Source organism: Nocardioides aquaticus, assembly GCF_018459925.1.
Taxonomy (GTDB): domain Bacteria; phylum Actinomycetota; class Actinomycetes; order Propionibacteriales; family Nocardioidaceae; genus Nocardioides; species Nocardioides aquaticus.
In genome coordinates this window covers 871,967-897,614 of sequence record NZ_CP075371.1, presented here as the reverse complement: position 1 = coordinate 897,614, position 25,648 = coordinate 871,967, and the positions used below count along the sequence as shown (strand labels likewise).

Genomic DNA, 25,648 nt, shown 5'->3' with positions numbered 1-25,648 from the left:
GCCCCGCACCACCTCGTACGACCCCACGCCGCCGCCGGCTCCTGCCGGCGGCGGCGTGCTGCGTCCCGGGGCGGGGTGCCGCGGTGGGATGCTGCCGCGGTGGACCAGGACGACCCCGACGACGTGATCGTCCGGCCGGACGGGCCGGTGCGCTCGCGGCTGCGCTGGTTCGTCGACAGCGGGTGGGGCCTGGTCGTGCTCGCCCTGGGCGGGTCCGTGCTGCTCGCGCTGCTCGTCTGGCTGCTCGTGCTGCTCGGCTGGCAGGTCGCCTCCGCCGGCGTCGCCGGGGTGGGCGGCGCGCTGGTCGCCCTGCTCGCCGCGGGGTGGCGCAGCCGCGGCCGACGCCTGCAGCGCTCCTACCCCGAGGTGCACGCCGCGGTACGCACGCTGCGCGAGGCGCTCGAGGCCGAGCGCCGGCGACTCCCCCACCGGCGTCGCAGCGGCGCCTCGCAGGAGAGCCTGGAGGAGGCGCTGCCGCTGCTGGAGGCGGCCGAGCGCGACCTGGCCCGGCACGCGGAGCCCCAGGCAGCGCAGGCCCTCGCCCGGCTGACCGGGCTCAGCGCCGGCTGGGAGCAGACCTCACCCGAGGCGCGGCGGGCGCGGGCCCTCGCGACCGCGGCCCGGGCGATGGACGTACGGCCCGGCGGGCCCGAGTAGCCGCCCGTACCCGTCATCCGGACGCGCCAGAACCGTCACCTCGACGCGCCGCGAGCGTCATCTCGGCTGTCCGCGAGCGTCATCTCGGCTCAGTCGGGCTGGGCCACCAGGCCGGCGCCCTCGATGCCCGCGACGGCGGCGGTCTCGTCGTTGTCCGAGGTGTCGCCGGTGATGCCGACGGCACCCAGCAGGTCGCCGTCGCCGGAGCGGATGAGCACGCCGCCGGGGACCGGGACCAGCGAGCCGCCGATCGCGGCACCGGCCGCGGCGACGAAGTAGGCCTGCTGCTCGGCGCGGTTCATGATCGAGCGCGAGCCCATCCCGAGCGCGAGCGCGCCGTGGGCCTTGCCGCGGGCGATGTCGACGCGGCCGATCGAGGCGCCGTCCTCGCGCTCGGCGACGACGATGTGGCCGCCGGGGTCGAGGACGACGACGGTCAGCGGCTTGAGGCCCTGCTCGCGGCCGGAGGCGCGGGCGCCGGAGACGATCGTGCGGGCGGTCTCGAGGTCGAGGTGCTGGGTGCTCATGCGGTGGTCCTTTGCGTTGGGGTGAGGGTCAGGAGGTGCTGGTGCCGGCCAGCTCGGCCTTCCGGGCCGCGCGGCGGCGGTGCAGGATCGGCTCGGTGTAGCCCGACGGCTGGGCGGTGCCCTCGAGGCAGAGCTCGCGGGCGGCCAGGAACGCCTGGCCGTCGAAGGCCGGGGCCATCGCGACGTACGTGTCGTCCCCGGCGTTCTGCTCGTCGACGACCGCGGCCATCCGGCGCAGCGTCTCCTCGACCTGCTCGGTGGTGACCACGCCGTGGCGCAGCCAGTTGGCGACGTGCTGGGAGGAGATCCGGCAGGTGGCCCGGTCCTCCATCAGCGCGGTGCCGGTGATGTCGGGGACCTTGGAGCAGCCGACGCCGGCATCGACCCAGCGCACGACGTAGCCCAGGACGCCCTGGCAGTTGTTGTCCAGCTCGGCCTGCAGGTCCTCGGCGCTCCAGTCGGCCGGGTCGCCGACCGGGATGGTGAGGAGCTGCTGGAGGGTCCCGCGGCGTCCGCCGGCGGCGAGCTCCTCCTGGCGCGCGGCCACGTCGACCTGGTGGTAGTGCAGCGCGTGCAGCGTCGCCGCGGTCGGCGAGGGCACCCAGGCGGTGTTGGCGCCGGCCTGCGGGTGGCCGACCTTCTGCTCGAGCATCGCGGCGAGCTCGTCGGGCGCGGCCCACATGCCCTTGCCGATCTGGGCGCGGCCGCGGAAGCCCGCGGCGAGGCCGGCGTCGACGTTGGCGTCCTCGTAGGCCTTGATCCAGGACTCCGACTTCATCGCGCCCTTGCGGACGACCGGGCCGGCCTCCATGTCGGTGTGGATCTCGTCGCCGGTGCGGTCCAGGAACCCGGTGTTGATGAAGGCGACCCGCTCGCGGGCGACCTGCAGGCAGGCGATGAGGTTGGCCGACGTACGACGCTCCTCGTCCATGATGCCGACCTTGACCGTGTGGCGGGGCAGGCCGAGGGCGTCCTCGACACGGTCGAACAGGTCGCAGGTCAGCTGCACCTCGTCGGGACCGTGCATCTTCGGCTTGACGGCGTACATCGCGCCGGCACGGGAGTTGACCAGGCGCGGCTTCCCGTCGGGGCCGGTCTCGCCGCCGCGGACGTCGTGGGTGCTGCCGAGGCCGGTGACGAAGGCGTCGAGGATGCCCTCGGGCACCGCGTTCCCCTCGGCGTCGAGCACGGCGTCGGTGGTCATCAGGTGGCCGACCTGACGGATGAAGAGCACCGACCGGCCCGGCAGGGTCGTCTCGGCGCCGTCGCGCCCGGTGAGCACGCGGTCGGGGTTCATCGCGCGGGTGAAGGTCTTCCCGCCCTTGGTGACCTCCTCGGCCAGCGTGCCCTTCATCAGGTGCAGCCAGTTGCGGTAGCCGAGGGTCTTGTCGTCTGCGTCGACGGCGGCCACGGAGTCCTCGAGGTCCATGATCGTGGTGACCGCGGCCTCGACGAGCAGGTCCTTGACGCCGGCGGCGTCGTCGCGCCCGATCGGGGCGTCGCGGTCGACCTGCACCTCGACGTGCAGGTGGTGGTGGCGCAGCACGACGGCCTCGGGCGCGTCGGTGCTCCCCCGGTGCCCGACGAGCTGGTCGGGGTCGGCCAGGCGACGGACCTGGCCGTCGACCGTCACGGCCAGGCCCTGGTCGTCGACGGCGTACGCCGTGGCGTTGGCGTGGCTGCCGGCCTCGAGCGCGAAGCTCTCGTCGAGGAAGGCCTTGGCCCGGGCGACGACGGCCGCGCCGCGGGTCGGGTTGTAGGACGAGCCGGGCTCCTTGCCGCCGTCGGTGCCGATCACGTCGGAGCCGTAGAGCGCGTCGTAGAGCGAGCCCCAGCGGGCGTTGACGGCGTTGGTGGCGAAGCGGGCGTTGAGCAGCGGGACCACCAGCTGGGGGCCGGCGGTCGAGCCGACCTCGACGTCGACGCCCTCGGTGGTCACCTCGACCTGCTCCGGCGCCTCGACCAGGTAGCCGATCTCGCGGAGGAACGCCTCGTACTCGGCGTAGCCCTCCTCGGTCACCGCCCCGGGATGCTCGCGGTGCCAGGCGTCGATCGTCTGCTGCAGCTCGTCGCGCTTCGCGAGCAGCGCCCGCTGGCGCGGGGCCAGGTCGGCCAGCGCGCCGGCGAGACCGGACCAGAACGCGTCCTCCTCGACCCCGGAGCCCGGGAGCGCCTCGTCGCGGACGAAGGCGTGGAGCACGGGATGGACGCGGATCCCCGCGACCTCGACGTGGCGGTCGTACGCGTCCTGCTGGGTCTGGTCCTGTGCCTGGCTCACTGCGGGCTCCTCGACTAACGATCTCTGGCGGCTCGTTCCACGATGTGGAAGAGTGGTCGCATCAGTCGGAAGGTTTCCAGGAGGTGCCCGAGGTGTCAACCGCATCCGGGGGCGGGGTGCAGTCGCTGCACCGCTCCCTCGACCTGGTCGCGGCCCTCGAGGCGGCGGGCGCCCACGGCGGCCACCTGCCGCTGGCCGAGCTCGCCGAGACCGCCGGCATCCCCGCCGCCACGGCGCACCGGCTGCTGCGCACCCTGGTCGAGCGGGGCTACGTGCGCCAGCGCCCCGACCGCCGCTACGCGCTCGGGTTCCGCCTGGTGCCGCTGGGCACCACCGCCACCGCGCTGCTCGGCGAGGTCGCCGAGGGCGTGCTGGCCGACCTGGTCGACGAGCTCGGCGAGACCGCCAACCTGGCCGTGCTGGCCGGCCCCCGCGCCGAGTACGTCGCCCAGGTCCCCGGCCGCTACGCCATGCGGATGTTCACCCAGGTCGGTCATCGGGTCGCGCTCCACTGCACCGGGGTCGGCAAGGCCCTGCTCGCCCAGCTCGACGACGCCGCCGTCGCCGCCGTCGCGGCGCGCGAGGGCCTGCCGGGCCACACCGCGCACACGCTCACCACCCTGCCCGCGCTGCGCGACGCGCTCGCCCTCGTGCGCGAGCGCGGCTACGCCGAGGACCAGGAGGAGCAGGAGCTCGGCGTGCGCTGCGTGGCGGTCCCGGTCGGCGGAGCCGGCGTGGGCATGGCCGTCTCGGTCTCCGGCCCGCTGACCCGGGTCACCGACGACGTGGTCGAGCGGGCCGTCCCCGCGCTGCAGGCGGCCGCCGTACGCCTGGTCGCCGGCCGCGACGGCGCCTGACGCCCACCCCTGCGCGGGATTGACACGGGCGCGCAGACGGCGGAGGGTGACGGTGACCACTTGTTCCGCCTGACGGAATCCGCATCGTGGAACCGCTCAGACGTCACCCCTTGGGAGTGCCCCGTGTCCACCACGACCGCCGACCCGACCACCAGGTCCGCCGCTGACGGCCCCGACCTCGCACCGCTGATCGACGCCCTGCCCGACGGGGCGGTGATCACCGAGGTCGACTCGATGGCCGGCTACCGGATGGACTGGGCCAAGGACCCGAACGCCGGCACCCCGCTGGTGGTCGTCCGGGCGACCTGCACCGAGGACGTCGCCACCGCGATCACCTTCGCCGCCGAGCACGGCATCTCCGTGGTCCCCCGCGGCGCCGGCACCGGCCTGTCCGGCGGCGCCTCGGCGCTCGAGGGCTGCATGGTGCTGTCGACCGAGCGGATGCGCGACATCCGCGTCGACCCGGTGACCCGCACCTGCGTGGTGCAGCCGGGCCTGCTGAACGCCGAGGTCAAGAAGGCCTGCGCCGAGCACGACCTCTGGTACCCGCCGGACCCGTCGTCGTACGAGATCTGCTCCATCGGCGGCAACATCGCCACCAACGCCGGCGGCCTGTGCTGCGTGAAGTACGGCGTCACCCGCGACTACGTGCTCGGGCTGACCGTCGTGCTGGCCGACGGCAAGGTGATCACCGTCGGCGGTCCCCGGCTCAAGGACAGCGCCGGGCTGTCGCTGACCCAGCTGTTCGTCGGCAGCGAGGGAACTCTCGGCGTCGTCACCGAGATCGTGCTCCGCCTCGTGCCGCTGCAGCGCCCGCCGGCCACCCTGATCGCGACCTTCAAGACCCTCGACGAGGCCACCGCCACCGTCCTCGGCATCACCCGCACCATGCGGCCCTCGATGCTGGAGTTCATGGACAAGGCCTCGATCAACGCCGTCGAGGACGTCACCAAGATGGGCCTGGACCGCGACACCGAGGCGATGCTGATCATCCAGTCCGACGAGCCGGTCGACTACGCCGCCGCCGAGATCGAGAAGATCACCGGCATCTGCGAGGAGAACGGCGCCAGCGAGGTCTTCTCCACCACCGACAAGGAGGAGGGCGAGCAGTTCGTCGTGGCCCGCCGGATGGCGATCCCGGCCGTCGAGGAGAAGGGCACCCTGCTGCTCGAGGACGTCGGCGTCCCGCTGCCGGCCCTCGGCGACCTGGTGCGCGGCATCGCCGACATCTCCACCGAGCGCGACGTGATGATCGCGGTCATCGCCCACGCCGGCGACGGCAACACCCACCCGCTGATCGTCTTCGACCCCACCGACGCCGACGCCGAGGCTCGCGCCCGGAAGGCCTACGGCGAGGTGATGGACCTCGCCATCGCCCTCGGCGGCACCATCACCGGCGAGCACGGCGTGGGCCGGCTCAAGAAGGAGTGGCTCAACGCCTACCTCGGCGACGACGTGCTGGCGCTGAACCACATCATCAAGAACGCGCTCGACCCGGCCGGCCTGCTCAACCCGGGGGCCGGCTACTAGCCGAGATGACGCTCCCGGACAGCCGAGATGACGGTTGCGGCGCGTCGAGATGACGCTTCCGGACAGCCGAGAGGCCCGTCGCGGACACCCCGAGGTGTCTGCGGCGGGCCTCTCGTCGCTCTGCTGACGGGCCGTCAGCCGGTCACGGCGCCTCGACCACCGCCAGCCCGTCGATGCGCACGCGGTCGTCGCTGGTCGTGACCAGGCGGACCCGTCCGTCGACCGGCTCGGCGAAGCTCCCGAGGTCGATCCGCGCCTTCCGGCCGTTGCGGCCCGACAGGTCGACCACGTCGAGGACCCGACGACCCAGCAGGACCCGGACGCTGCCGGCGCCGCGTCCGCGCTCGGCCAGCAGCACGAGGCGCTCGGCGTCGGCCACCGGTCGTACCAGGACGTCGCGACGCGACGTCGAGACCGACACCGTGCCGAGGAACGCCGCGTCGCGCGACCGCTCGCGCCAGGTGCCGCGCGCCCGGTCCAGCTCCCGGTCGTCGACCGGGACCGTGAACCGCGAGACCACCGGCGTCGGGTCGGCCGTGCCGCCCGCCGAGGTCGCCGTGGCGGCGACCTCGTAGGTCCCGGCGTCGAGGTCGGCCAGCGTCAGCGCACCGTCCTCGCACGTCGTGGCCTGCCCGTCCACGGTGCAGGAGAAGGTCGCACCCTCGGCGTCGGAGCCGAAGGTGAAGTCCGCCGCGTCGGAGTCCAGGATCGCGCCCGGCCCCTCGGTGACGGTCGTCTCCGGGGCCGTGTCGGGCTCGGGCTCCGGCGACGGGTCGGCCAGGATGGTCAGGTCGTTGTCGGTGACGTCGAAGAAGTAGTTGTCGTCGGCCTCGATCCTGATCCGCCCCTCCTCGGTGGGCGTGTCCGGCCAGGTGACCAGCTGCGCACCGTCGTTGGGGACCCGGTCGGCGAGCACCGTCGGGTAGGTCTGGCCCCCGTCGGTGGACAGCGAGATCGTCACCGTGGGCGCGAGGTCCTCGGTGCCGGCCACCGCCCAGGTCAGGTTCTCGGTACGCGTGGCGACCGCTGCGGTCCCCGCGGTGTTCTTCCCGGTCACCAGGAACGGTCCGGCGCTCGGGTCGATCGTGAGCTCGACGTCGCCGTACGCCGTGCCGCCGGCCTGGGGGTCCAGGTCGCGGGCGGTCAGGCGGAAGTTCAGCGACGGCTCGGTGTTGCCGGCCAGCGCGTCCCCGGTGTACGCGGCGGTGGGCAGCCACTCCGCGAAGCACTCGCGCAGCTCCACCGGCACGTTGCTGCCGCCGGTGGTGGGTGCGGCCGGCGGCGCGGGGCAGGCGCCCGAGACGGCGTTGGTGTTGTTGGCCAGCACCTGGTCGAGGTCGGGGAAGGTCCGGCTCGGGTCGCCGGTGGCCTGGTTCTCCCCCGGCGAGTCGTACTGCAGGGTGCCGGCCGGGGTCACCGGCGCGTAGCTGTCGAACATGCGGAACAGCGGACCGTTGGTCTTGACCTGGTCGACCAGGGCGGTGCCGGTCGCGCCGCCGCGGTCGTTCTGCTCCCAGGAGTAGACCAGCGCGTCGCCGTCGACGTCCGTGCCCTCGCCGGTGAGCGCGAAGGGCGTGCGGACCGGGATGGTCGCCGCCGCGGGCACGTCGACCTCGGGGGCGCGGTTGCCGAAGGACTCGACCTCGTTGCCGCCGTTGGCCTGCGGGCCGCCCTGGTCGGTCTCGTCCACGGCGCCGGTCACGGTGACCGACGGGTCGACGACCTCGAGCAGGTCGAGGTCGGTGCCGGCCAGCGGACCGCCGTCGAAGGTGACCTGGAACCCGGTGTCGCCCACCAGCGGCGAGTTGCTCCCGTACGCCGTGACGGTCACCGTCGAGGGCGCCAGCACCGCGTCGAGGGCGGCCTTGATGCCGGCCGCGTCGTAGTTCACCCCGCGCACGATGCGCTCGGTGACCTGGCCGTCGTAGCGCAGCCGGAAGCCCAGACCGTCGGAGCCGAACCCGGCCAGCGACACCTGCTGCACCTCGTTGAGGTCCGAGCGCCCGGCCAGGATCGTGCCGGTGATGTCGGAGATGCTGCGCTGGCTGAAGTACGGGTCGGTGTGCGGCTGCAGGTCGTCCTGGCGGCAGATGCCGGCGTAGGCCATCACCGAGGAGCCCGAGCCGGGCTCGACCGAGGACCCGCCGGAGCGGTTGCCGCCGGAGCAGTTCAGCTGGGTGCCGTTGAAGGTGTGCGGGCCGCCGAACTGGTGGCCCAGCTCGTGGGCGACGTAGTCGATGGCCATGAAGTCGCCCTCGGGCTGGGGCAGGCCGGTGCAGCCGGCGCCCTTGCGGCTGCCGCCGATGACGCCGAGCCCGGCGATGCCGCCGCCGTTGATGCCCAGCGCGATGTGGCCGACGTCGTACGCGCTCGCGCCGACGATCTGGCCGAGCGCGATCCGGTTGGCGTTCAGCAGCGAGCCGCCGCAGCCCTGGGTGATTTGGGCCTCGGTGTAGCAGGGGTTGGCGCCGCAGGCCCCGCCCGGCTCGACGGCCTCGGCGAGGGTGTCGAAGGCCAGGTCCTCGGTGCCGTCGATGAGCACCATCCGCACGGCGAGGTCGTCGTTGTAGATCTGGTTGACCCGGTTCATCAGGGTGACCTTCTCGGCCAGGACGTTCTCCGGGCCGAAGTAGGTCGAGTACGACGGGTCGGTCACCAGCGCCAGCCGGAACGTCCGGCGCTGCACGAGGTCCCTGGGCGCCTCACCGGCGGCGGCCCCGGCGCGCTGGACGTCCTCGGCGTGCAGGTCGACGGCCTCCGGGGGCTCGATCAGGCCCTTCTGCGGCTCGGGCAGGTCGGCGCCGAGGTAGGACAGGTAGAGGCGGTCGTCGCCGTTGAAGGCGGGGTCGACGTACCACGCGGCGGTGTCGCCGGGACCGAGCACCGAGGCGTGGAAGCCCATCGGCGTGACGTCGAGGCGGATGCTCGCCGTCGGGTCCTCGACCCCGCGCCCGGCGTACGTCGTGATGTCGGGGTTGGCCGCGGCCAGCCCGTCCTCCATGATCGGCGACTCGACGACCGCGAACTCGACGAGCTCGCCGTTCGGCGCCGGGACGAGGATGCTCGCGGCGCCGGTGGCGGCGCCCCGGGCGTCCTCGTCGGGGGCGGTGGCCAGCAGCGCGTCGAGGCCGGCCTGGTCGAGGCTGTAGGCGCGGTAGTCGCTGGGCTGCACGCGCGGACGCAGGTCGCCCGCGTCGGGCAGCCGCGCGGACACCGGGCTCCACAGGTCGGTGCCGGGAGCCGGCGCCGCGGGTGCGGGTGCCGCCCCGGCGGGGGCGGCGGTGAGCTGGGCCGAGCCGGCCAGCAGGGTCACGGCCAGGCCCCCGAGGGCCGCCGTGCGGAGCCGGACCCGAGGTCCGCTCCGGGATGTGCGTCGGGACAACGCTGTTCTCCTTCGTAGGTGGACCCCGTTCCTACCCCGGGCCCGGGCCACCTGACCCCGGACGGGTCGTCACGATCGCGTCACGAATCGGGACCTTCGGCCCCGCCGCTGCCGTCACCTCGAGGCGCCGCGAGCGTCATCTCGGCTGTCCGCGAGCGTCGTCTCGTCAGGCGGGGGTACGCGCCGACGCGCGTCCCAGCTCGGGCCGCAGCGCGACGAGGCCCAGCACCGGCAGCAGCGCGAGGACCGCGAGGCTGACCGGGATGCCGACCAGGCCGCCCAGGCCGCCGACGACCGCGGAGCCGACCGACCCGCCGACCAGGAACAGCAGGGTGGCCACGCCGAGCGCGACCCCGCGTACCTCGGCCGGTACGGCGTCGCCGACCGCGGCCGACAGCGCCGGCTGGCCGATCCCGAAGGCGACGGTGACCAGCGCGACCGCGAGGCCGACCAGCACCGGGGCCACCAGGCCCAGGCCCACGGAGGCGAGCACGAGCGCGAGCGAGGCCATCACCCCGGCGACCACCAGCGACCGGGTCGCCCCGAACCGATCCAGCATCGGCCCGGCCAGCCGCGGGGTGAGCAGCGCGAGGACCGCACTGGGCAGCAGCAGCATGCCGACCTGCCAGGGCTCCCAGCCCTCGCCGACCAGCACCGCCGGCACCCCGACCAGCAGCGCGAACCACGCCGCCGGCACGGCCGCGGCGGCGAGCGCGCTGCGGACCACCGTGGCGTTGCGGACCACCTCGACCGGCAGGAACCCGTCGGGGCGGCGGCGCGTCCAGCCGACCACGGCGGGGACGCCGAGCGCCATCATCGCGATCCCGACCAGGGCCACCGTGAGCCCGGTGGAGGGCGACTGCACCAGCAGCACGAGCCCACCGGCGGTGCCGGCGACGAGCACCGCGCCGAGCACGTCGAGCCGCGCGCCGCTGCCCTCGCCGGTCAGCGCCCGCCAGATCAGGGGCAGCACCAGCACCCCGAGCACCGGCAGCGCCATCACCGCGCGCCAGCCGAAGGCCTGCTCGACCAGTCCGCCGAGCAGCGGGCCGAGACAGCTCACGGCCGCGGCGACGCCGGCCAGCCGTCCCAGCGCGAGCCCGCGGACCGCGCCGTCGTAGCGGGCCGAGAGCCCGGCCACCCCGAGCGTCGGTACGGCGGCGGCCCCCGCGCCCTGCACCAGCCGGGCGCCCAGCAGCACCTCGAAGGTCGGCGCGAACGCAGCGACCAGCGCGCCGCCGGCCATCAGCCCGATCCCCACCAGCATCGGGATCCGGATGCCGACGAGGTCGGAGATCCGGCCGTAGACGGCCGTGGTGACCGCGAGCATCAGCGCGTAGAGGCTGATCGTCCAGGTCGCCACCGACACGCTCACGCCGAGCTCGTCACCCAGCAGCGGCAGCGCGACAGCGGCCGAGGAGGAGCCCATCCCGGCCAGGCCGAAGAGGAGTCCCAGCAGCATCGAGACGCGGCGGGAGTCGTCGGGCTTCACGAGACGACCCAACGCCGCCGGGCCCCCGCCCATTCCGGCCGCCGGTTCCGCCGGTTCCGCCGGTTCCGCCGGTCGTGCGTTAGTGCAGGACGCGCGGTCCCGCGCGCAGCCACCACGCCGCCGCGCCGCGTACCCGCTCGGTCAGCGTCGGGTCGGCCGCCAGCGCCGGCAGGCACGGGTGCCCGGTCAGGCCGGCGGCGTAGAGCGCGGCCTCGGTGAGCCCGGCACGCAGCTCCTCCTCCGGCACCAGGTGCCCGGCCGAGCCGGCCAGCCGCAGCCCCCGGTCGCGCTCCTCGGCGCTGCCGGCGGCGATCCATCGCGTCGCCAGCGGGTGGTAGCGGTGGTCCATCGTGCCGATCAGGCGGCGTCCGGCGCGCTCGCGCACCAGCGGGTCGGGGTGGCCGTCGACGATCTCGCCGACCTGGGTGCCGACCTCGGCCGCGAGCACCGGCACCCCGCGCAGCAGGATGTGCGAGGTCGCCGCGCGGCTCTCGTACGGCCCGATCGCGATGTCGAAGAGCAGCCGCGCCAGCATCGGCTGGGGGCCGAGCCGGAGCTCCTCGGTGATGGTCCAGGCGCGCTCCTGGCACTCCGACCAGTGCTGGTTCACCCTGGTCCGTGACCAGTCGGGGATCGCGGGGACCGGCGCCAGCGGGTGCACCGGGCGGCGACCGCTGCCGGCCACCACCGGGCGCGGCACGAGCCGCAGCAGGTGCGAGAGCCAGTCGTGGCGGGTGGTGCCCTCCTCGGCGGCGTCGAGCCGGTCGACCAGCGGCGCCACCACCGGCGCCCAGAACCCCTGCCCGGTGACCTCGGCCATCGCCTCGATCGCCAGCGCGCCCCCGATCACGAGCCGGTCCCGCCCGGCGTCGAGCAGCTCCAGGCACCACGCCAGCGCCTCGGGCGTCGGCCGCTCCCCCACCGCGCTCATCAGGTCGTACATCACCTGCACGTGCGGGTCGCCGACGACCTCCTGCGCGACCTCGAGCACCAGGTGGCCGTAGGCGCTGCAGCGCAGCAGCGCCAGCGCCTCGTACCGGGCCGGGTAGGCGTGCCCGACCGAGCGGGACATCTCGTCGGCCAGGCGGCGTACGAGGTCGCGGGCCAGCCGCTCCGGGAGCCCGATCGCCCCGGGCTGGGCCAGGGCGCGCGCCCAGCGCAGCCACTGTCCCGCGGCCGGCTCCGGGCCCTGGAGCGCCTCGGTCAGCGCCGACATCTCCTGCGTCGAGGTGACCGGCTGCCCGGGGTCGCGGTCGGGCTGGGCGTAGGGGAAGGTCCGGCAGGCCACGTCGACGGGGGCACGCAGGGAGCCCTCGGGCATCGCGAGCACCCGTTCGTAGGCGTCCGTGACCTGGCCGCTGCGCGTCGCGCCGGTCTCGACGCGGTGCAGCCGCGTGGTGCTGACGCCGACGGCCTCGGCCATCGCCTCCAGGCGCAGCGGCCCGCCTGCGGGTCCCGGGGTCGTCATGCGCGCCATCCGGAGGACCCACCCGACCCGGCGGTCGACGTCGACGCGGGGCCCGTTGAGGTCGGTCTCGTCGTCGAGCACCGTCTGTGGTCGCCCACCGGTCACGCCGGTCCTCCCTCCGTCCCGGGCAGGACCTCTGATGACCTGCTGGCGGCACGCTAGTAGGAGCGCTGGCGGCTCGGGGACCTCCGGCCCCCCGAGCCCCCTCCGATATTTCCCCCGGACCCCGTCTGCGAAACAAGCCGAGGTGACCCTCCCGACCGGCCGAGATGACGCTCGCGGCGCCTCGAGATGACGATTCCGGACAGGACGTCCGGCCCGGTCCGGTCGAACGGCCCCGCGCCGCCTCCGCCGCGTCTAGGGTCCGAGAGTCCGAGGGAGGGTCCGTGCACCACGTCGTCCGAGCCGCGTCCGCCCGGGTCGCGTCCGCAGTGCTCGCGCTCGGGGTCGTCGCCGCGCTGCCGCCGACCCCCGCAGCCGCCTCACCCGCCGGCCCACCGGTGGCCGTGCCCGCCGAGGACCGCGCCACCGGTACCACCGACCGGGACGACCCGCTGCTGGAGGACCCCGCCGGCGGCACGGCGGCGCTCCGCGAGCTCGGCGACCGGCTCCCGACGGCGGCCCGACGCAACGACGTCGCCCCTCGCGACCTGGCCACGCTGCTGCGCTCCGACCGCACCGCCCGCCTCGACACCGACGGCCTCCTCTTCTACGTCGAGCCCGCAGCGAGCGACCCGCCCCCGGTCGTCCCCGACGGCCGGCTCCTGCGTCAGGCCGCAGCACCGCTGGGCGACACCTTCGCGCTACACAGCAACCCCGGCGCCAGCCGTACGATCCTGATCGACGTCGACGGCCACACGACCGACGACGAGGACGCGTGGCACGTCCCCGGGGTCTACCCGGCGTGGGACCTCGGTGGCAACGGGCCCGCGTTCGACGACGCCGAGCGCGCCGCGGTGCAGCTCGTCTGGTCCATGGTCAGCGAAGACTTCGCGGCCTACGACGTCGACGTCACCACGCAGGACCCCGGCCGGGCCGGCCTCGAGCGCGACAGCCCGGAGGACCCGACGTACGGCGTGCGCGCGCTCGTCACGCCGAGCGACCCCGCCCTCTCGGCACTGTGCGGCGACCCGTGCGGCGGCCTGGCCTACGTCGACGTCTTCAGCCTCCTGGGCGGCGACTACCAGACGGCGTGGGTCTTCCCGCAGGCTCTCGGCCAGTCCCCCAAGGCGGTCGCCGAGGCCACCAGCCACGAGGTGGGGCACACCCTCGGCCTGGACCACGACGGCACCGCGCGCGACGCCTACTACGGCGGCCACGGCGCCTGGGCCCCGATCATGGGCGTCGGCTACGGCCGCCCGCTGACGCAGTGGAGCCGCGGCGAGTACGCCGGCGCCAGCAACCGCGAGGACGACCTCGCCCTGATCGGCAAGCACCTCCCGCGTCGCGCCGACGAGCCGCCCGGACCCCCGCCCGCGACGGCCTACGTCACCTCGGCGGCCGACCGGGACACCTTCACCCTCGGTCAGTGCAGCGCGGGCAGCGTGGTCACGGTCCGCAGCCCCTCGGCGAGCCCCGACCTCGACGTCGTCGCGCGGCTCCTCTCCCCCGACGGCTCGGTGCTCGTCACCGACGACCCGGTCGCCGGGCGGACCGACGACACCCGGGCGTACGGGCTCGACGCCGCGCTGGGCGTGCCCGCCGACGGCCGCTACCTGGTGGAGGTCGCGGGCGCCGGCAGCGGTGCGGTGGTCGACGGCGTGAGCGCCGGGTGGACCACCTACGCGAGCCTGGGGGCGTACGACGTCGAGGCGCCCGGCTGCGACCCCGACCCGGCGCCGGACCCCGACGCCGCCACCGCACCCCCGGCCCCCACCGGTGTCACCGCCACCGCCGGCCCCGGACGGGCCCGCGTGTCGTGGACCGCCCCGACCGCCGACGGCGGCTCCCCCGTCACCTCCTACTCCGTCACCAGCACCCCCGGCGGCGCGACCGCGGTGCTCGGCGGCGACGCGCGCTCGGCCACGCTGAGCGGGCTGGCCAACGGGACCCCGTACCGCTTCGTGGTCACCGCCGTGAACGCCGTCGGCAGCTCACCGGCCTCCGCGGCGTCCGCCCCGGTGACACCGGCCGCCGCGCCGGTCCGGATGGCGGCGCCAGGCGTCTCGGTGCGCGGGACGACGGCGACGGTGACCTGGCGCCCGGCCGCGGCGAACGGGGCGCCCGTGACCGGCTACACGGTCCTGGTCAGCGGCGAGCGCAGCAGGCAGGTCGCGGCGACGAGGCGCGCCGTCGTGGTGAAGGGGGTCTCCCGCGGCCGGCACACCGTCCGGGTCACGGCGACCAACCGCGTCGGCACCTCGCCCGCGAGCGCCGCCACGACGATCCGCGTGCGGTGAGGCGCCGCAACCGTCACCTCGACGCGCCGCGAGCGTCATCTCGGCCGTCCGCGAGCGCCATCTCGGCGGCCTCACCCGGGAAGGCACTTCACGCTCCGGCCCGTGGCACCGATCATGCTGACGTGGTCGCCGCCAGCCTGATCTCCCCTCCCCGCGACGGCTCCGCACCCGAGGACCGCAGGGACCGCCGCGACGACCGGCCCGGCGACTCGGCCCGCCGTACGGTCCTCCTCGTTGCCGCGGCCCTGGTCCCCCTCGTGCTCGTCCTGCTCGTCGTCGCCCGCCAGCCGCTCGGCGAGACCCCGGCGTTCCTGCCGGCGTTCCTCACCCTCGTCCTGGGCATCGACCTGCTCACCGCGGTCCTGCTGACCGAGCAGTACCGCACCGGCGCCGGGCCCCGCCTGCTGGCGCTGTCGTGGGCCTACACCTTCTCCTCGGTGACCGTGCTCTTCCACGGACTCACCTTCCCCGGGGTGCTCGCCCCCGACGGCCTGCTGAACGCCGCGCCCAGCAGCGCCGCCTGGCTGTGGACGTCGTGGCACGCCGGGTTCGCCCTGCTGCTCGGCCTCGCCCTGGTGCCCTGGCCCCCCGCCGTGCACGACCTCCTGGACCGCCCCGAGGCGCGCAGCCGCCGGATCCTGACCAGCCAGGGCGTCGTCGTCCTGGCGGCCCTGGTCGTCGTGGCCTGGGCGACGATCGGCTCGGCCACCGTCCCGGCGGTGATCGACGGCGCCGACTACACCGCGCTGACCCGCACCGTGGGCCCGCCGATGGCCGTGGTCGTCCTGGTCTCCCTCGGGCTCGCGCTTCGCGGGTTCGCCGCCCGCCGCCGCGTCGGCCCGGAGGGCTGGGCGCTCGTCGCCGTCGTCGCGACCGGCGGCGACGTCGCGCTGACGCTGCTCGCGGCCGACCGGTTCACCCTCGGCTGGTACGCCGCCCGTCTGCTCGCCCTCGCCGCCGCCGTCGTCGTGCTGCTCGCCCTGCTCCGCGAGATCACCGCCCTGCACCGTCGGGTGCGCCTCGACGCCGTCCGCCTGGCCGCGCAGAACGCCGCCCTGCGCGAGGCCCACGCCGCGCGCGACCACCTCACGGCCGTCGTGACCCACGACATGCGCACCCCGGTGACGGGGATCGCGGGCTACCTCGAGCTGCTGGAGGACGCGGACCTCCCCCGCGAGCAGGCCGCCCGGATGGTCCGCCGCGGCCAGGACCTGACCCGGCGGCTGACCCTGATGATCGACGACCTGGTCACCGTGACCAAGGCCGACCAGGGCGTGCTCGAGATCCACTCCCGCACCCTGCGGGTCGGCACCGTCCTCGAGGAGGTCGTCGCCGCGTTCCCCGACGCCGAGGTCCACCTCGAGGGCGACCTGGACCTGCCGCTGGTCGCCGACCCGCTGCGGCTGCAGCAGGTCCTCGGCAACCTGGTCTCGAACGCGCTCAAGTACGGCGCCGAGCCCGTCCGTCTGCGCGCCCGCGCCGACGACGGCGGGGTCTCGATCAGCGTCGACGACGCCGGTGACGGCGTGCCCGAGGCGTTCGTCGACCGCCTCTTCGACCGGTACTCCCGTGCCCCCGAGCACGTGGACGCCGCCGCCGGGTCCGGCCTGGGCCTGTCGGTCGTGCGCGACCTCGTCGAGGCGCACGGTGGCTCGGCCTCCTACGACCGCGTCCGCCGCGGCTTCGACCTGTTCCTGCCCGACCGCCCCGCCCCGGGATCGCTGGCCACGGTGGCGTCGACGACCGCCGTCCCCGCGAGCGGACCCCCGAGGATCCACGTGCGGTGAGCCGCCGCAAACGTCGTCTCGACGCGCCGCGAGCGTCATCTCGGCTGTCCGCGAGCGTCATCTCGGCTGTCCGCGAGCGTCATCTCGGCGGCGGGAGGGCCTGACCAGGACGCCGTCGGGTCGCTAGGGTCGTCGCGTGCTGGGTCTACATGGGGGACGCACCGGCGGGGGCGCGAGCCCGGTGCTGGCCGTCGTGGCCGTCGTCATGGCGGTCGTCGTGATCGCCTTCTCGGGCTGGCTGGTGGTCTCCTACCCGCCGCCGGCCGACCTGCCCGCCGAGGCGCTGGACCCGTCCGGCCCCGCCTCGCCCGACCCGTCCGAGACGACGGACGAGGAAGCCGGCGGCGGTGACGGCGGCGACGTGCAGGTCGCGGTCCTCGGCGACGGCTACACCGCCGGGTCCCCCCTCGGCGGGGAGGGCGAGAAGGCCTGGCCCGTCCTGCTCGGCAAGCGGGCCGGCGTCGAGGTGACGCCGTACGCCGTCACCGCCAGCGGCTACGTCGCCGGCGCCGCCGGCACCACGTTCGTCGACCGCGCCGAGGAGCTCGTGACCGACTGGGCCGGCGACGGCGCGGGCGGCCCGGAGGACGCGGTCGTGGTGATCGGCGGGCGCATCGACGCGGCCAGCGATCCCGCCGCGGTCCAGCAGGCCGCGCGCCGCACCCTCGGCGTCCTGACCAAGGGCCTGCCCGAGGTCACCGTGGTCGTCGTGGGGCCGATGTGGCCGGCGCTCTACCCGCCGACCACCGGCGGGCCCGAGGTCCGCACGGCCGTGCAGGCCGCGGCCGAGGACGCCGGGGTCGCGTACGCCGACCCGCTCGCCGAGCCGCCGTGGCTGCCCGCGGACGAGCCGGGCGCCGTGGCCGAGGACGCCGTGCTGCCCACCAACCTGGGCCACGGCATGATCGCCACCCGGGTGCGCGACCTGCTCACCGCCGAGGGCGTCGTCGACTGACGCTCGCGTCGCCGCAGCTCCCTCAGGCGTCTCAGACCCCGGCGACGACGTCGCTGCCCAGCGGCAGCCGCAGCTCGAAGGTCGCGCCCGGCCCGTCCGTCGGCAGCACCCTCGCCGAACCGCGGTGCGCCTCCAGGATGGCCCGGACGATCGACAGCCCGAGCCCGGCGCCACCGGCCGCCGCGGACCCCCCGCGCACGGAGCGGTCGAAGATCGACTCCGCCTCGGCGGCCGGGACGCCCGGGCCGTCGTCGCCGACCGTGAGGACCAGCTCCGAGCCGTCGGCGCGGGCGACGACCTCGATCGTGGCGTCCGGGCCGGCGTGCCGGAGCGCGTTGGACACCAGCTGCACGACGGCCTGGGTCAGCCGCTGCCGGTCGGCGCGCACCACGAGGCCGGTCAGGGCCTCCACCCGGAGGTGCACCGGCGCCAGGGCCGCCAGCGTGCGGTGCAGCCCCTCGACCAGGTCGTCGACGGCGAGGTCGTCGGGCCGCAGGAAGTCGGGGTGCTCGGCGCGCGCCAGCAGGAACAGGTCGTCGACCATCCGGGACAGCCGGTCCACCTCGTCGGTGACCAGGGCGATGGTCTCGGCCCGCGCCTCCTCGGTGTCGTCGAGCGCGAGCAGCTCGATCTGGCCGCGGATGATCGTCAGCGGCGTGCGCAGCTCGTGGCTGGTGTCGTCGAGGAACGCGCGCTGCGTCGCGAACACCTGCTCCAGGCGGGTCAGCATGTCGTTGAACGCCAGGGCGATCATCGAGGCCTCGTCGCGCCCGCGGACCGGGATCCGGCGGGTCAGGTCGGTGTCCGAGATGGTCCGCGCGGTGTGGGCCAGCCGCACCAGCGGGCGCAGCACCCGCCCGGCCAGCAGCGCGCCGACGATCGAGGCCAGGACCAGCGCCACCAGCGTGATCTGCAGCTGGGCGCGGACGGACTCCTCGATCTCGTCCCGCTCGAGGGCGGGGAAGTTGGCGACCACGAAGACGCCGTCGCGCCCGTCGGCACCCTCCAGCGGCAGGGCGACGTAGCGCGCCTCCCCGACCGGGGTGTCCAGGACCCCGCGCCGGTCCGCGTCCAGGGCCAGCCAGGAGGCCGTCGCCTCCGTCAGCTCCCCCGGCTCCGCGGCGCCGGTCGCCCGGCGGGACTCGTAGAGGGCGCCGTCGACGAAGGCCAGCAGCGACTCGCCCTCGTCGGGGACCTCGCGGGCGAAGTAGACGTCGAAGACCGCCTCGAGGTCCCCGGCGAACGGCTCGCCGGTCCGTGGGTCGGTACCGCCGGCGAGCAGCCGGAACTCCTCGGCCTCCCGCTCCAGCGAGACGGCGACCTCGTCCTCCAGGTTGGCCAGCAGCGCCGCCCGCAGCACGAGCACGGACCCGACGGCCGAGACGAGCAGCAGACCGATGACGACGGCGAGGATCCGGACCCGCATCGAGCCGAACCAGGACGTCCTCACGCAGCAGACAGTAGGGCCCCGTCACCGGGTGCGCCGCCCCCCGTCACGGAGTTCGCTGCACACCGCGCGGCCCGCGCAGTTACGGTGGACGGTGCCCGAGCGCGAACGCCCCCACCTCGAGGAGCGCTACCGCTCCCTGTTCGAGCACCACCCGCACCCGGTCTTCCTGCTCGACCTCGACGGCAGGTTCGTCGAGGTGAACCCCGCCTGCGCGCTGATCAGCGGACGCAGCGTGGACGACCTGCTCGGCACCGCGTTCGCCGACCTGCTCGAGCCCGGTGACGTGGAGCGGGCGCGGGATGCCTTCGCGAAGGCCCTCCACGAGGCCCTGCCCCGCGTCGAGCTGGCGCTGCGCCACGTCGACGGCCGGCTCCGCGACGTCGCCGTCTCCGGGATCCCCTGGTCCGCCGACGGCGAGGTCCGCGGCGTCTACGGCGTGGCCGAGGACGTCACCGAGCGCAAGCGGGTCGCCCGCGACCTGGTCGTCACCCAGCAGATCGCGGCCGAGAGCAGCCGGGCCAAGACCGACTTCGCGGCGCGGATGAGCCACGAGCTGCGCACCCCGCTGACCAGCATCCTCGCCGCGGTGGAGCTGCTGGCCACGACCGAGGACCCCGCCGACCGCGACGAGCTGGTGGCGGTCCTGCAGCGCGCCGGCAACCGTCTGCACGCCCTGGTCGACGGCGTCCTCGACTTCGGCGCGTCCGGGACCACCCCGCCCGAGCCGGAGGTCCTCGACCTGCACGCCACCGCACGGGAGGCGGTCGCGCGCGTCTCGGGCGGTGCGGCCCGCAAGGGGCTGCGGCTCGACCTCGACATCAGCCGCGACGTGCCGCGGCAGGTCCACGACCACCCGACGTGGACCGCGCAGATCCTGGACCACCTGCTCGACAACGCCGTCGAGCACACCGACAGCGGCCACGTCGGGCTCACGGTGAGCACCACGGCCTCCACGGGCACCGGCACCGTGGTGCTCTACCGGGTCAGCGACACCGGCGTCGGCATCGACGCCGCGCAGCAGGACAGGTTGTTCGACCCGTCCCACCCCTGCTCGCCGGCCACGTCGGGGCACGCCACCCGCGGCGGCCCGGGCCTGAGCACGGTCAAGCAGCTGGTCGCCATCTGCGGGGGCACGGTCGCCCTGGACAGCGCGCCGGGCAGGGGCAGCACGTTCTTCGTGACGATGCCGGTCACGCCCGTCACCTAGCGCCGGTCACCCGCGTCCCGGTCCGGCGGGCGCACCAGGGCGATCAGGCCGCGCGCCAGGGTCGCCTCGCTCACCCCGGCCAGGTCGGCCGCACGACGCACCCGCTCGGTGGCCGCGTCGACGTCGACGGACAGCGTGGCGGCGACGATGCCGATCGCGACCTGGACCCGGTTCAGGTCCTCGGCCAGGGCGGGCCCGCGCTCGGAGCGGCGGCGGGACTCGAAGGAGAGGTCGGCGTTGGTGACGGCACCGCTCGACCACGCCCCGAAGAACTCGGCGAGCCGGTCGTGGTGGCCCTCGAACGCGTCCGCGCTGGCGGCGTACAGGTTCACGCTGCCGCTGACCTGCTCGTGCTCGTAGATCGGCAGGGTCAACGTGCTCCGCACACCCAGCTCGGAGGCGGCCGTGGCGAAGAGCAGCCACCGCCCCTCGTCCAGCGGGTCGTCGGTCGACGTCTCGACGAGCTCCTCGCGTCGTACGGCCTCCAGGCAGGGCCCGTCGTCGAGGTACTGCATGGCGTCCAGCACCGCGGTGTCCTCGGCCGTGGACAGCATCGTGAAGACCAGGCCGTCCTCGAGGCGGGAGATGCTGAACCCGATGCAGTCCGGCACCAGGTCCAGCACCGACCGACCGGCCTCACGGAAGCTGTCGACCAGTGCGTCGTCCTCGTCGCCGGGCACGGGGTCCAGCTGGTTCAGGGTCCGGGCGGTGTCCGGGGTGGGTTCCACGACGGCTGCTCCTGTCTCGCGCGTCCTGGACACGATCCTCCGCGCACGGCGACGACCGGGCACCACCCCCAGGCGTGGTCCGGGTCGTCGACCGCCGGACCCGCCCCGCGGGGTGGCTCGGGCGGCGTACGGACGCCCCTAGCGTCGTGAGCGCGTCGACTCACCACGTCCCGGGTGGCCTGTCCACCCGCTCTGGGGTGAATGACGCGCCCGTGGCCCGGTCCGCTCGCCGGGCCGGGCCACGGCCGCCTCCGGGGCCACGACCGCCGGGGCCGCGACCGCCGGGGCCGGGTGAGCACAGCACCCCCGCCCCCACCCCGACACTCGAGGGGTGACCGACAGCGACCCCTCTTCCTCCGCCTCGTCCTCCGGGGCAGCCTCCGTCCCGCTCGCCGCCCTGGCGGGAGGGGCCGTACGCCGGGTCGGCGCGTGGACCGTCGGGCTCAGCCGCGACGAGCCGTTCGCGGTCGACTCCCGCTGCCGCCACCAGCTCGCGGACCTGTCGAAGGGCTCCGTCGACGCCGACGGGTGCCTGGTCTGCCCGTGGCACGGCGCCCGCTACGACGTCCGGGACGGGCGGATGGTGCAGGGCCCGCGCGGGTTCTTCGGCTACCACGGTCCGAGCCGGGGCTACCGCGAGCTGGTCAAGGGCTACGCCCGCTTCCTCCCGCTGCTCCGCCGCGCCACCTCGGTGCAGGGCGACCGCGTCGTGGTCGACACCAGCAGCAAGACCGGCAGCCAGAACGACGGCACCGACGGGAGCGCCTCGTGAGGGTCGTGGTCACCGGCGCGACCGGCAACGTCGGCACCACCGTCGTCGAGCACCTGCTCGCCACCCGCGACGACGTCGAGGTGGTCGGGCTGGCCCGCCGGGTGCCCACCACGGCGGCGGCCGACGACGCGTACGCCGGGAGGCTGACCTGGGCCGGTGTCGACCTCAGCGACGACGCCTGCCTGCCCGCGCTGCGGGTGGCCCTGCGCGGCGCCGACGCGGTCGTGCACCTGGCGTGGGGCTTCCAGCCCTCGCACGACCCGGACTACCTCGAGGCGCTCGGGGTCGGCGGGACCCGCCGGGTGCTGGAGTCGGCCACCGCCGAGCAGGTGCCGCACCTGGTCCACATGTCCTCGGTCGGCGCCTACTCCCCGAAGACCGACGACCTCCCGGTCGCGGAGTCCTACCCCACCCACGGCATCCGCTCCTCGATGTACAGCCGGCACAAGGCCACCGCCGAGAGCCTGCTGGACGACCACGAGGCCGCCGTCGCCGCCGGCCGGACCGACGGGCCGGCGGTCGCCCGGCTGCGTCCCGGCATCGTCGGTCAGCGCGACGCCGGCAGCGCCCTGCTGCGCTACGGCCTGCCGGGCCTGGTCCCCGGTCGTGCGGTGACCCTGCTGCCGGTGCTGCCCCTGGACCGCTCCCTGCTGGTCCCGATGGTGCACGCCGCCGACGTCGCGGACGCGGTCGGACGGGTCCTCGAGCAGCGCTCCACCGGCGCCTTCAACCTCGCCGCCCCGACCCCGGTCACCCCGGCCGACATCGCCTCGGCGCTCGGCGCGCGCCACGTGCACGCCCCCGGCCGGCTGCTGCGCGCGGCGGTCAGCGCGAGCTGGCAGGCCCGCCTCCAGCCGCTCGACCCGGGCTGGATCGACCTCGCCCTCGAGGTGCCGCTGATGGACACCCGTCGCGCGCGTGAGGAGCTCGGGTGGTCGGCGAGCCGTACGGCCGTCTCCGTGCTCGAGGAGACCGTCGCCGGGATGCGCGACTCCGCCTCCGGGTCGACCGCGGTGCTGCGCCCGCGCAGCGTCGCGCGCAACCTGCGCGAGCGGGTGCGCAGCGGCCCGATCGCGGGGCGCCGCCGCCCCTGAGGCGGCTCCCGCTCTCGGCCCGGCTGTTCCCACCCCCTCGCTAGACGAGCTCGACCCGCTCGGCGCGTCGCACCACGCGTACGCGGTGCTGGTCGCCGCGGCGGGCGAGCTCGTCGGTGAAGTCCGTCAGCGGGGACCGGAACACGCCGTAGTCGTCGTGGTGCACCGGCACGGTGAGCGCGGGGTCCAGCAGGTCGACCAGGTCGGCGCCCTGCTGCCCGTCCATGGTGACCAGCAGCCCGAGCACGCGGGTCCCGCCGAGGTGGAGCACCGCGGCGTCGAGCGGCCCGGTCCGCTCGACCACCTCGCGCAGCCAGGGCCGGAACAGCGTGTCCCCAGAGACGTAGGTGCGGTGCACCGGGCCGTCGCCCCGCCGCAGCTCGAGCACCGACCCCATCACCGTCGGCAGCAGCGGCCGCGCCGGGCCGGGTGCGTGCACGCCGGGCACCGCGGTGACCCGCAGCGACCACCCGTCCGAGAGGAGCTCGCTCGACTCCCACGTCTCGAGGCCGTACGACCCCGAGAACCCCCACCGGTGCAGCCGCCGCGCCGCCGCCGGCGTGGTCAGCACCGGAACGGAGCGGTCGAGACCGCGGCGGGCCACCCGGTCGAAGTGGTCGCCGTGCAGGTGGGAGAGCAGCACCGCGGTGAGCTCGGGCAGGCCGCCGGGCTGCGTCGAGGGCTCGGTGAGCCGCTTGGACCACAGCCCGCGGCCGAGGTAGGCCCGCTGGCCGCGGTGCAGGAAGTTCGGGTCGGTCAGCAGCGTGAACGGTCCCAGTCGCAGCAGGGTGGTGGCCGTGCCGATGAACTCCAGGGACGGCGCCTCGGGACCGCCCGCTCCCGCCGGGGTGGTCACCGGCCCCGCCCCCGGCCGACCTGCCGGACCGTGCGGGCCACCCCCGCCACCGGGTGCCGCGCCAGCGCCGCCCGGGCGGCGTTGGCGCCGGCGGCCCCGTGCACCCCGCCACCGGGGTGCGCCGAGGACGACGCCAGGAACAGGCCGCGCACGCCGGTCCCCGCCCGCCCGAGCATGCCGGGGACCGGGCGGAAGAAGAGCTCCTGGTGCAGCTGCGAGGTCCCGCCGTTCAGCGCGCCGCCGACCAGGTTGGCGTCCCGCGCCTGGAGCTCGTGCGGCCCCAGCACCCGCCGTACCCGCACCCGGTCGCCGAAGCCCGGCGCGACCGCCTCCATCCGGGCCTGCATCCGGTCGGCGAACCGCTCGCACTCGTCGTGGTCCCACCGCCCGGTCAGGTCGTCGCCGCCGGCGTCGCCGCGGGTCAGGCCGGGCTGCGGCACGTGCGTGTAGGCCCAGAACGACTCGGTGCCCGCGGGCGAGCGGGTCGGGTCGCTGGTGGTCATCTGCCCGGTGAGCATGAAGGGGGCGGCCGGGATGCTGCCCGCGCCGACCTGCGTCATCGCCTCGGTCATCTGCGCCACCGAGTCGCCGACGTGGACGGTGCCCGGGGCGTACGCCGGGGTGCTCGCCCACGGGATCGGGCCGTCCAGCGCCCAGTCGACCTTGACCGTGCCGGGGTCCAGCTCGAACGCCGGCATCCCCCGCGAGACCCGGGACGGGACGTCGGCGGGGTCCAGGAGGTGCTCGAAGAGCGCGGGCGCGGTGACGGCAGCGAGCACGGCGCGGCCGGCGTCGTACCGCTGCCCGTCCCGGGTGGTCACGGCGACCGCGCGGCCGTCGGTGACGACGACGTGGTCGACGGCGGCCCCCGTACGGACCTCCCCGCCCTTCGCCTCGAGCCGCCGCACCAGCGCGGCGCTCAACGCGCCGGCTCCGCCGACCGGGACCGGGAACCCGACGGTCTGGCCGAGCATCGTCATCAGCAGCCCGAACACCCCGGACCCGGGCGAGTTCAGCGGCAGGTCGGCGTGACCGGCGTTCCCGGACAGCAGCAGGCCGGGCGCCTCCCCGCGGAAGCGGTGCCGCGCGATCGAGGCGGCCGGGGTGAGCAGGGTGCGGACCAGGTCCAGGCCCCCGGCGCGCGGCAGCGCGCGCAGCAGCCGGGTCGAGGCGCCCAGGGGCGGGAACGGAGAGGTGAGCGCCTCGACCAGCGGCCCGCCGATCCGGTCCCAGGTCGCGCACAGCTCGAGCCACGCCTCGCCGTCGCCGGGCTCGAGGTCGTCGAGCAGGCCCGCGGTGACGTGCCGGTCGCGGTGCAGCAGGGCCCACCGACCGTCGGACATCACGTGCCCGAGGACGGCCGGGGCGTGCGCCCACTCCAGGCCGTGGTCCTCCAGGCGCAGGTCGACGACGGCGGCGGAGGCCAGGGCCAGCGGGTAGAACGCGCTGAAGGTGTCGTGCACGAAGTCCGGGTCGAGCTCGCGGTCGCTGCGCACGGCGCCACCGGCCTCGGGCTGCTCCTCCAGCACCAGCACCGACCAGCCGGCGTCCGCGAGGTGGTTGGCCGCCACCAGGCCGTTCGGCCCGGCGCCCACCACGACGGCGTCGTGGCCGGCGCCGCCCGCGCCGCTCACCGGCGGCCCTCGACGACGAGGGCCAGACGGCGCAGCGTCTCGGTGTTGCGCCAGCCGAGCTGCAGGTGCCGTACCGGCGGCGGGACGAGGCGCCCCGGCCCGCTGGCGACGTCCTCCTGGATGCGGGCCAGGGTCCGTCCGTCGGCGGGCTCGAGGTCGATGACGACCGTCGCCTCGCCGGCCGGCCAGGCGCGGGCGCGCAGCGTGAGGTGCTGCGCGGGCACACTCTCGACCACCGAGGTGCTGTCGTCGATGACCAGGGGCCACGCCCCGACCGAGTGGAAGATCCGCGAGTCCGCCTCGGGCCAGGACGGCTCCACCTCGCGCATCCGGGTCGCGCCCACGACCCACAGCGGGTAGAGCCACCCGTCGGCCAGGACCGCCCAGACCTCCTCGGGTGTCGCGTCGATCGTTCGCTCGTTGGTGCTCATCGGCTTCCGTTCTTCGTCGTGGTCCGGCGGGTGGTGGCGTGCCCGGTCGCCCCACCCCTGCTCACCCGTCCACCCCATCAGAGGTGGGCCTAGACTGACGCCACCTGCCCGGGGGTACCCGGTCGTGCAAACCAGCGCGAGACG

General features: G+C 75.3%; 19 protein-coding genes. 9 read left to right on the top strand and 10 right to left on the bottom strand.

Features of this window, described 5'->3' with window-relative positions; translation table 11 throughout:
- Nucleotides 1-99 precede the first annotated feature (99 nt).
- On the top strand, nt 100-657 hold the full coding sequence (locus tag ENKNEFLB_RS04360; protein ID WP_214058077.1) for a hypothetical protein: 558 nt from the start codon (nt 100-102) through the stop codon (nt 655-657).
- Nucleotides 658-746: 89 nt separating this feature from the next.
- Here the strand turns inward: ENKNEFLB_RS04360 and ENKNEFLB_RS04355 are convergent, their stop codons facing one another.
- Together ENKNEFLB_RS04355 and ENKNEFLB_RS04350 are read right to left on the bottom strand one after the other, a co-directional pair.
- Nucleotides 747-1,184: a GlcG/HbpS family heme-binding protein gene (locus ENKNEFLB_RS04355; RefSeq protein WP_214058076.1), complete on the bottom strand. Its 438-nt coding sequence runs from the start codon at nt 1,182-1,184 to the stop codon at nt 747-749.
- A gap of 28 nt (nt 1,185-1,212) precedes the next feature.
- Entirely contained in the window at nt 1,213-3,462 is a 2,250-nt protein-coding gene (locus tag ENKNEFLB_RS04350) for a malate synthase G (RefSeq protein WP_214058075.1), read from the bottom strand.
- Nucleotides 3,463-3,554: 92 nt separating this feature from the next.
- Here ENKNEFLB_RS04350 and ENKNEFLB_RS04345 point away from each other — a divergent pair, with 92 nt between their 5' ends.
- Together ENKNEFLB_RS04345 and ENKNEFLB_RS04340 are read left to right on the top strand one after the other, a co-directional pair.
- Nucleotides 3,555-4,319, top strand: coding sequence for an IclR family transcriptional regulator (locus tag ENKNEFLB_RS04345; RefSeq protein ID WP_246535835.1), 765 nt, complete (start codon nt 3,555-3,557; stop codon nt 4,317-4,319).
- Between the two features lie 123 nt (nt 4,320-4,442).
- A complete protein-coding gene (locus tag ENKNEFLB_RS04340) occupies nt 4,443-5,849 on the top strand; it encodes an FAD-binding oxidoreductase (RefSeq protein WP_246535834.1) in 1,407 nt (468 codons plus the stop codon).
- A gap of 142 nt (nt 5,850-5,991) precedes the next feature.
- Here ENKNEFLB_RS04340 and ENKNEFLB_RS04335 read toward each other — a convergent pair whose 3' ends face one another.
- The 3 genes from ENKNEFLB_RS04335 to ENKNEFLB_RS04325 all read right to left on the bottom strand — a co-directional run bounded on the left by ENKNEFLB_RS04335 (nt 5,992) and on the right by ENKNEFLB_RS04325 (nt 12,272).
- Complete coding sequence (locus tag ENKNEFLB_RS04335; protein ID WP_214058073.1) at nt 5,992-9,231, bottom strand: reprolysin-like metallopeptidase; 3,240 nt, start codon at nt 9,229-9,231, stop codon at nt 5,992-5,994.
- Nucleotides 9,232-9,397: 166 nt separating this feature from the next.
- The gene (locus ENKNEFLB_RS04330) at nt 9,398-10,723 is read right to left on the bottom strand and encodes an MFS transporter (RefSeq protein WP_214058072.1); all 1,326 of its coding nucleotides are present in this window, start codon (nt 10,721-10,723) and stop codon (nt 9,398-9,400) included.
- Nucleotides 10,724-10,802: 79 nt separating this feature from the next.
- A complete protein-coding gene (locus ENKNEFLB_RS04325) occupies nt 10,803-12,272 on the bottom strand; it encodes a helix-turn-helix domain-containing protein (protein WP_214058071.1) in 1,470 nt (489 codons plus the stop codon).
- A 305-nt stretch (nt 12,273-12,577) separates the two neighbouring features.
- On the opposite strand from ENKNEFLB_RS04325, the gene ENKNEFLB_RS04320 reads away from it, so the two are divergent.
- The 3 genes from ENKNEFLB_RS04320 (at nt 12,578) to ENKNEFLB_RS04310 (ending at nt 17,332) form a co-directional block, all read left to right on the top strand.
- Nucleotides 12,578-14,590 carry a fibronectin type III domain-containing protein gene (locus ENKNEFLB_RS04320; protein ID WP_214058070.1) on the top strand — a complete coding sequence of 671 codons (2,013 nt, stop codon included), beginning with the start codon at nt 12,578-12,580 and terminating at the stop codon, nt 14,588-14,590.
- 122 nt (nt 14,591-14,712) lie between these two features.
- A complete protein-coding gene (locus tag ENKNEFLB_RS04315; RefSeq protein WP_214058069.1) occupies nt 14,713-16,377 on the top strand; it encodes a sensor histidine kinase in 1,665 nt (554 codons plus the stop codon).
- Nucleotides 16,378-16,513: 136 nt separating this feature from the next.
- Nucleotides 16,514-17,332, top strand: coding sequence for an SGNH/GDSL hydrolase family protein (locus ENKNEFLB_RS04310; protein WP_214058068.1), 819 nt, complete (start codon nt 16,514-16,516; stop codon nt 17,330-17,332).
- A 31-nt stretch (nt 17,333-17,363) separates the two neighbouring features.
- Here the strand turns inward: ENKNEFLB_RS04310 and ENKNEFLB_RS04305 are convergent, their stop codons facing one another.
- A complete protein-coding gene (locus ENKNEFLB_RS04305) occupies nt 17,364-18,782 on the bottom strand; it encodes a sensor histidine kinase (protein ID WP_214058067.1) in 1,419 nt (472 codons plus the stop codon).
- 91 nt (nt 18,783-18,873) lie between these two features.
- Here ENKNEFLB_RS04305 and ENKNEFLB_RS04300 point away from each other — a divergent pair, with 91 nt between their 5' ends.
- Entirely contained in the window at nt 18,874-19,989 is a 1,116-nt protein-coding gene (locus tag ENKNEFLB_RS04300; RefSeq protein WP_214058066.1) for a two-component system sensor histidine kinase NtrB, read from the top strand.
- Here ENKNEFLB_RS04300 and ENKNEFLB_RS04295 read toward each other — a convergent pair.
- A complete protein-coding gene (locus ENKNEFLB_RS04295; RefSeq protein ID WP_214058065.1) occupies nt 19,986-20,717 on the bottom strand; it encodes a hypothetical protein in 732 nt (243 codons plus the stop codon). The two genes, ENKNEFLB_RS04300 and ENKNEFLB_RS04295, sit on opposite strands and share 4 nt — an antisense overlap.
- Nucleotides 20,718-21,048: 331 nt before the next feature.
- Between ENKNEFLB_RS04295 and ENKNEFLB_RS04290 the strand changes: the two genes are divergently transcribed.
- Entirely contained in the window at nt 21,049-21,489 is a 441-nt protein-coding gene (locus ENKNEFLB_RS04290) for a Rieske (2Fe-2S) protein (protein WP_214058064.1), read from the top strand.
- Entirely contained in the window at nt 21,486-22,583 is a 1,098-nt protein-coding gene (locus tag ENKNEFLB_RS04285) for an NAD-dependent epimerase/dehydratase family protein (RefSeq protein WP_214058063.1), read from the top strand. The genes ENKNEFLB_RS04290 and ENKNEFLB_RS04285 overlap by 4 nt, the downstream gene beginning before the upstream one ends.
- A gap of 40 nt (nt 22,584-22,623) precedes the next feature.
- Here the strand turns inward: ENKNEFLB_RS04285 and ENKNEFLB_RS04280 are convergent, their stop codons facing one another.
- Genes ENKNEFLB_RS04280 through ENKNEFLB_RS04270 form a run of 3 tightly spaced genes read right to left on the bottom strand, consistent with a single transcriptional unit; the run spans nt 22,624 to nt 25,504 of the window.
- Nucleotides 22,624-23,439 (bottom strand): MBL fold metallo-hydrolase, encoded by an 816-nt coding sequence (locus ENKNEFLB_RS04280; RefSeq protein WP_214058062.1) that lies wholly within the window; start codon nt 23,437-23,439, stop codon nt 22,624-22,626.
- Complete coding sequence (locus ENKNEFLB_RS04275) at nt 23,436-25,073, bottom strand: phytoene desaturase family protein (RefSeq protein WP_214058061.1); 1,638 nt, start codon at nt 25,071-25,073, stop codon at nt 23,436-23,438. Before ENKNEFLB_RS04275 ends, ENKNEFLB_RS04280 begins: the two co-directional genes overlap by 4 nt.
- The gene (locus tag ENKNEFLB_RS04270; RefSeq protein ID WP_214058060.1) at nt 25,070-25,504 is read right to left on the bottom strand and encodes an SRPBCC family protein; all 435 of its coding nucleotides are present in this window, start codon (nt 25,502-25,504) and stop codon (nt 25,070-25,072) included. The genes ENKNEFLB_RS04275 and ENKNEFLB_RS04270 overlap by 4 nt, the downstream gene beginning before the upstream one ends.
- Nucleotides 25,505-25,648 lie beyond the last annotated feature (144 nt).

What these genes read in the sequence shown, in the direction of transcription:
- ENKNEFLB_RS04355 (WP_214058076.1), bottom strand. Translation starts at nt 1,184, where the DNA reads ATGAGCACCCAGCACCTCGACCTCGAGACCGCCCGCACGATCGTCTCC.
- ENKNEFLB_RS04270 (WP_214058060.1), bottom strand. Translation starts at nt 25,504, where the DNA reads ATGAGCACCAACGAGCGAACGATCGACGCGACACCCGAGGAGGTCTGG.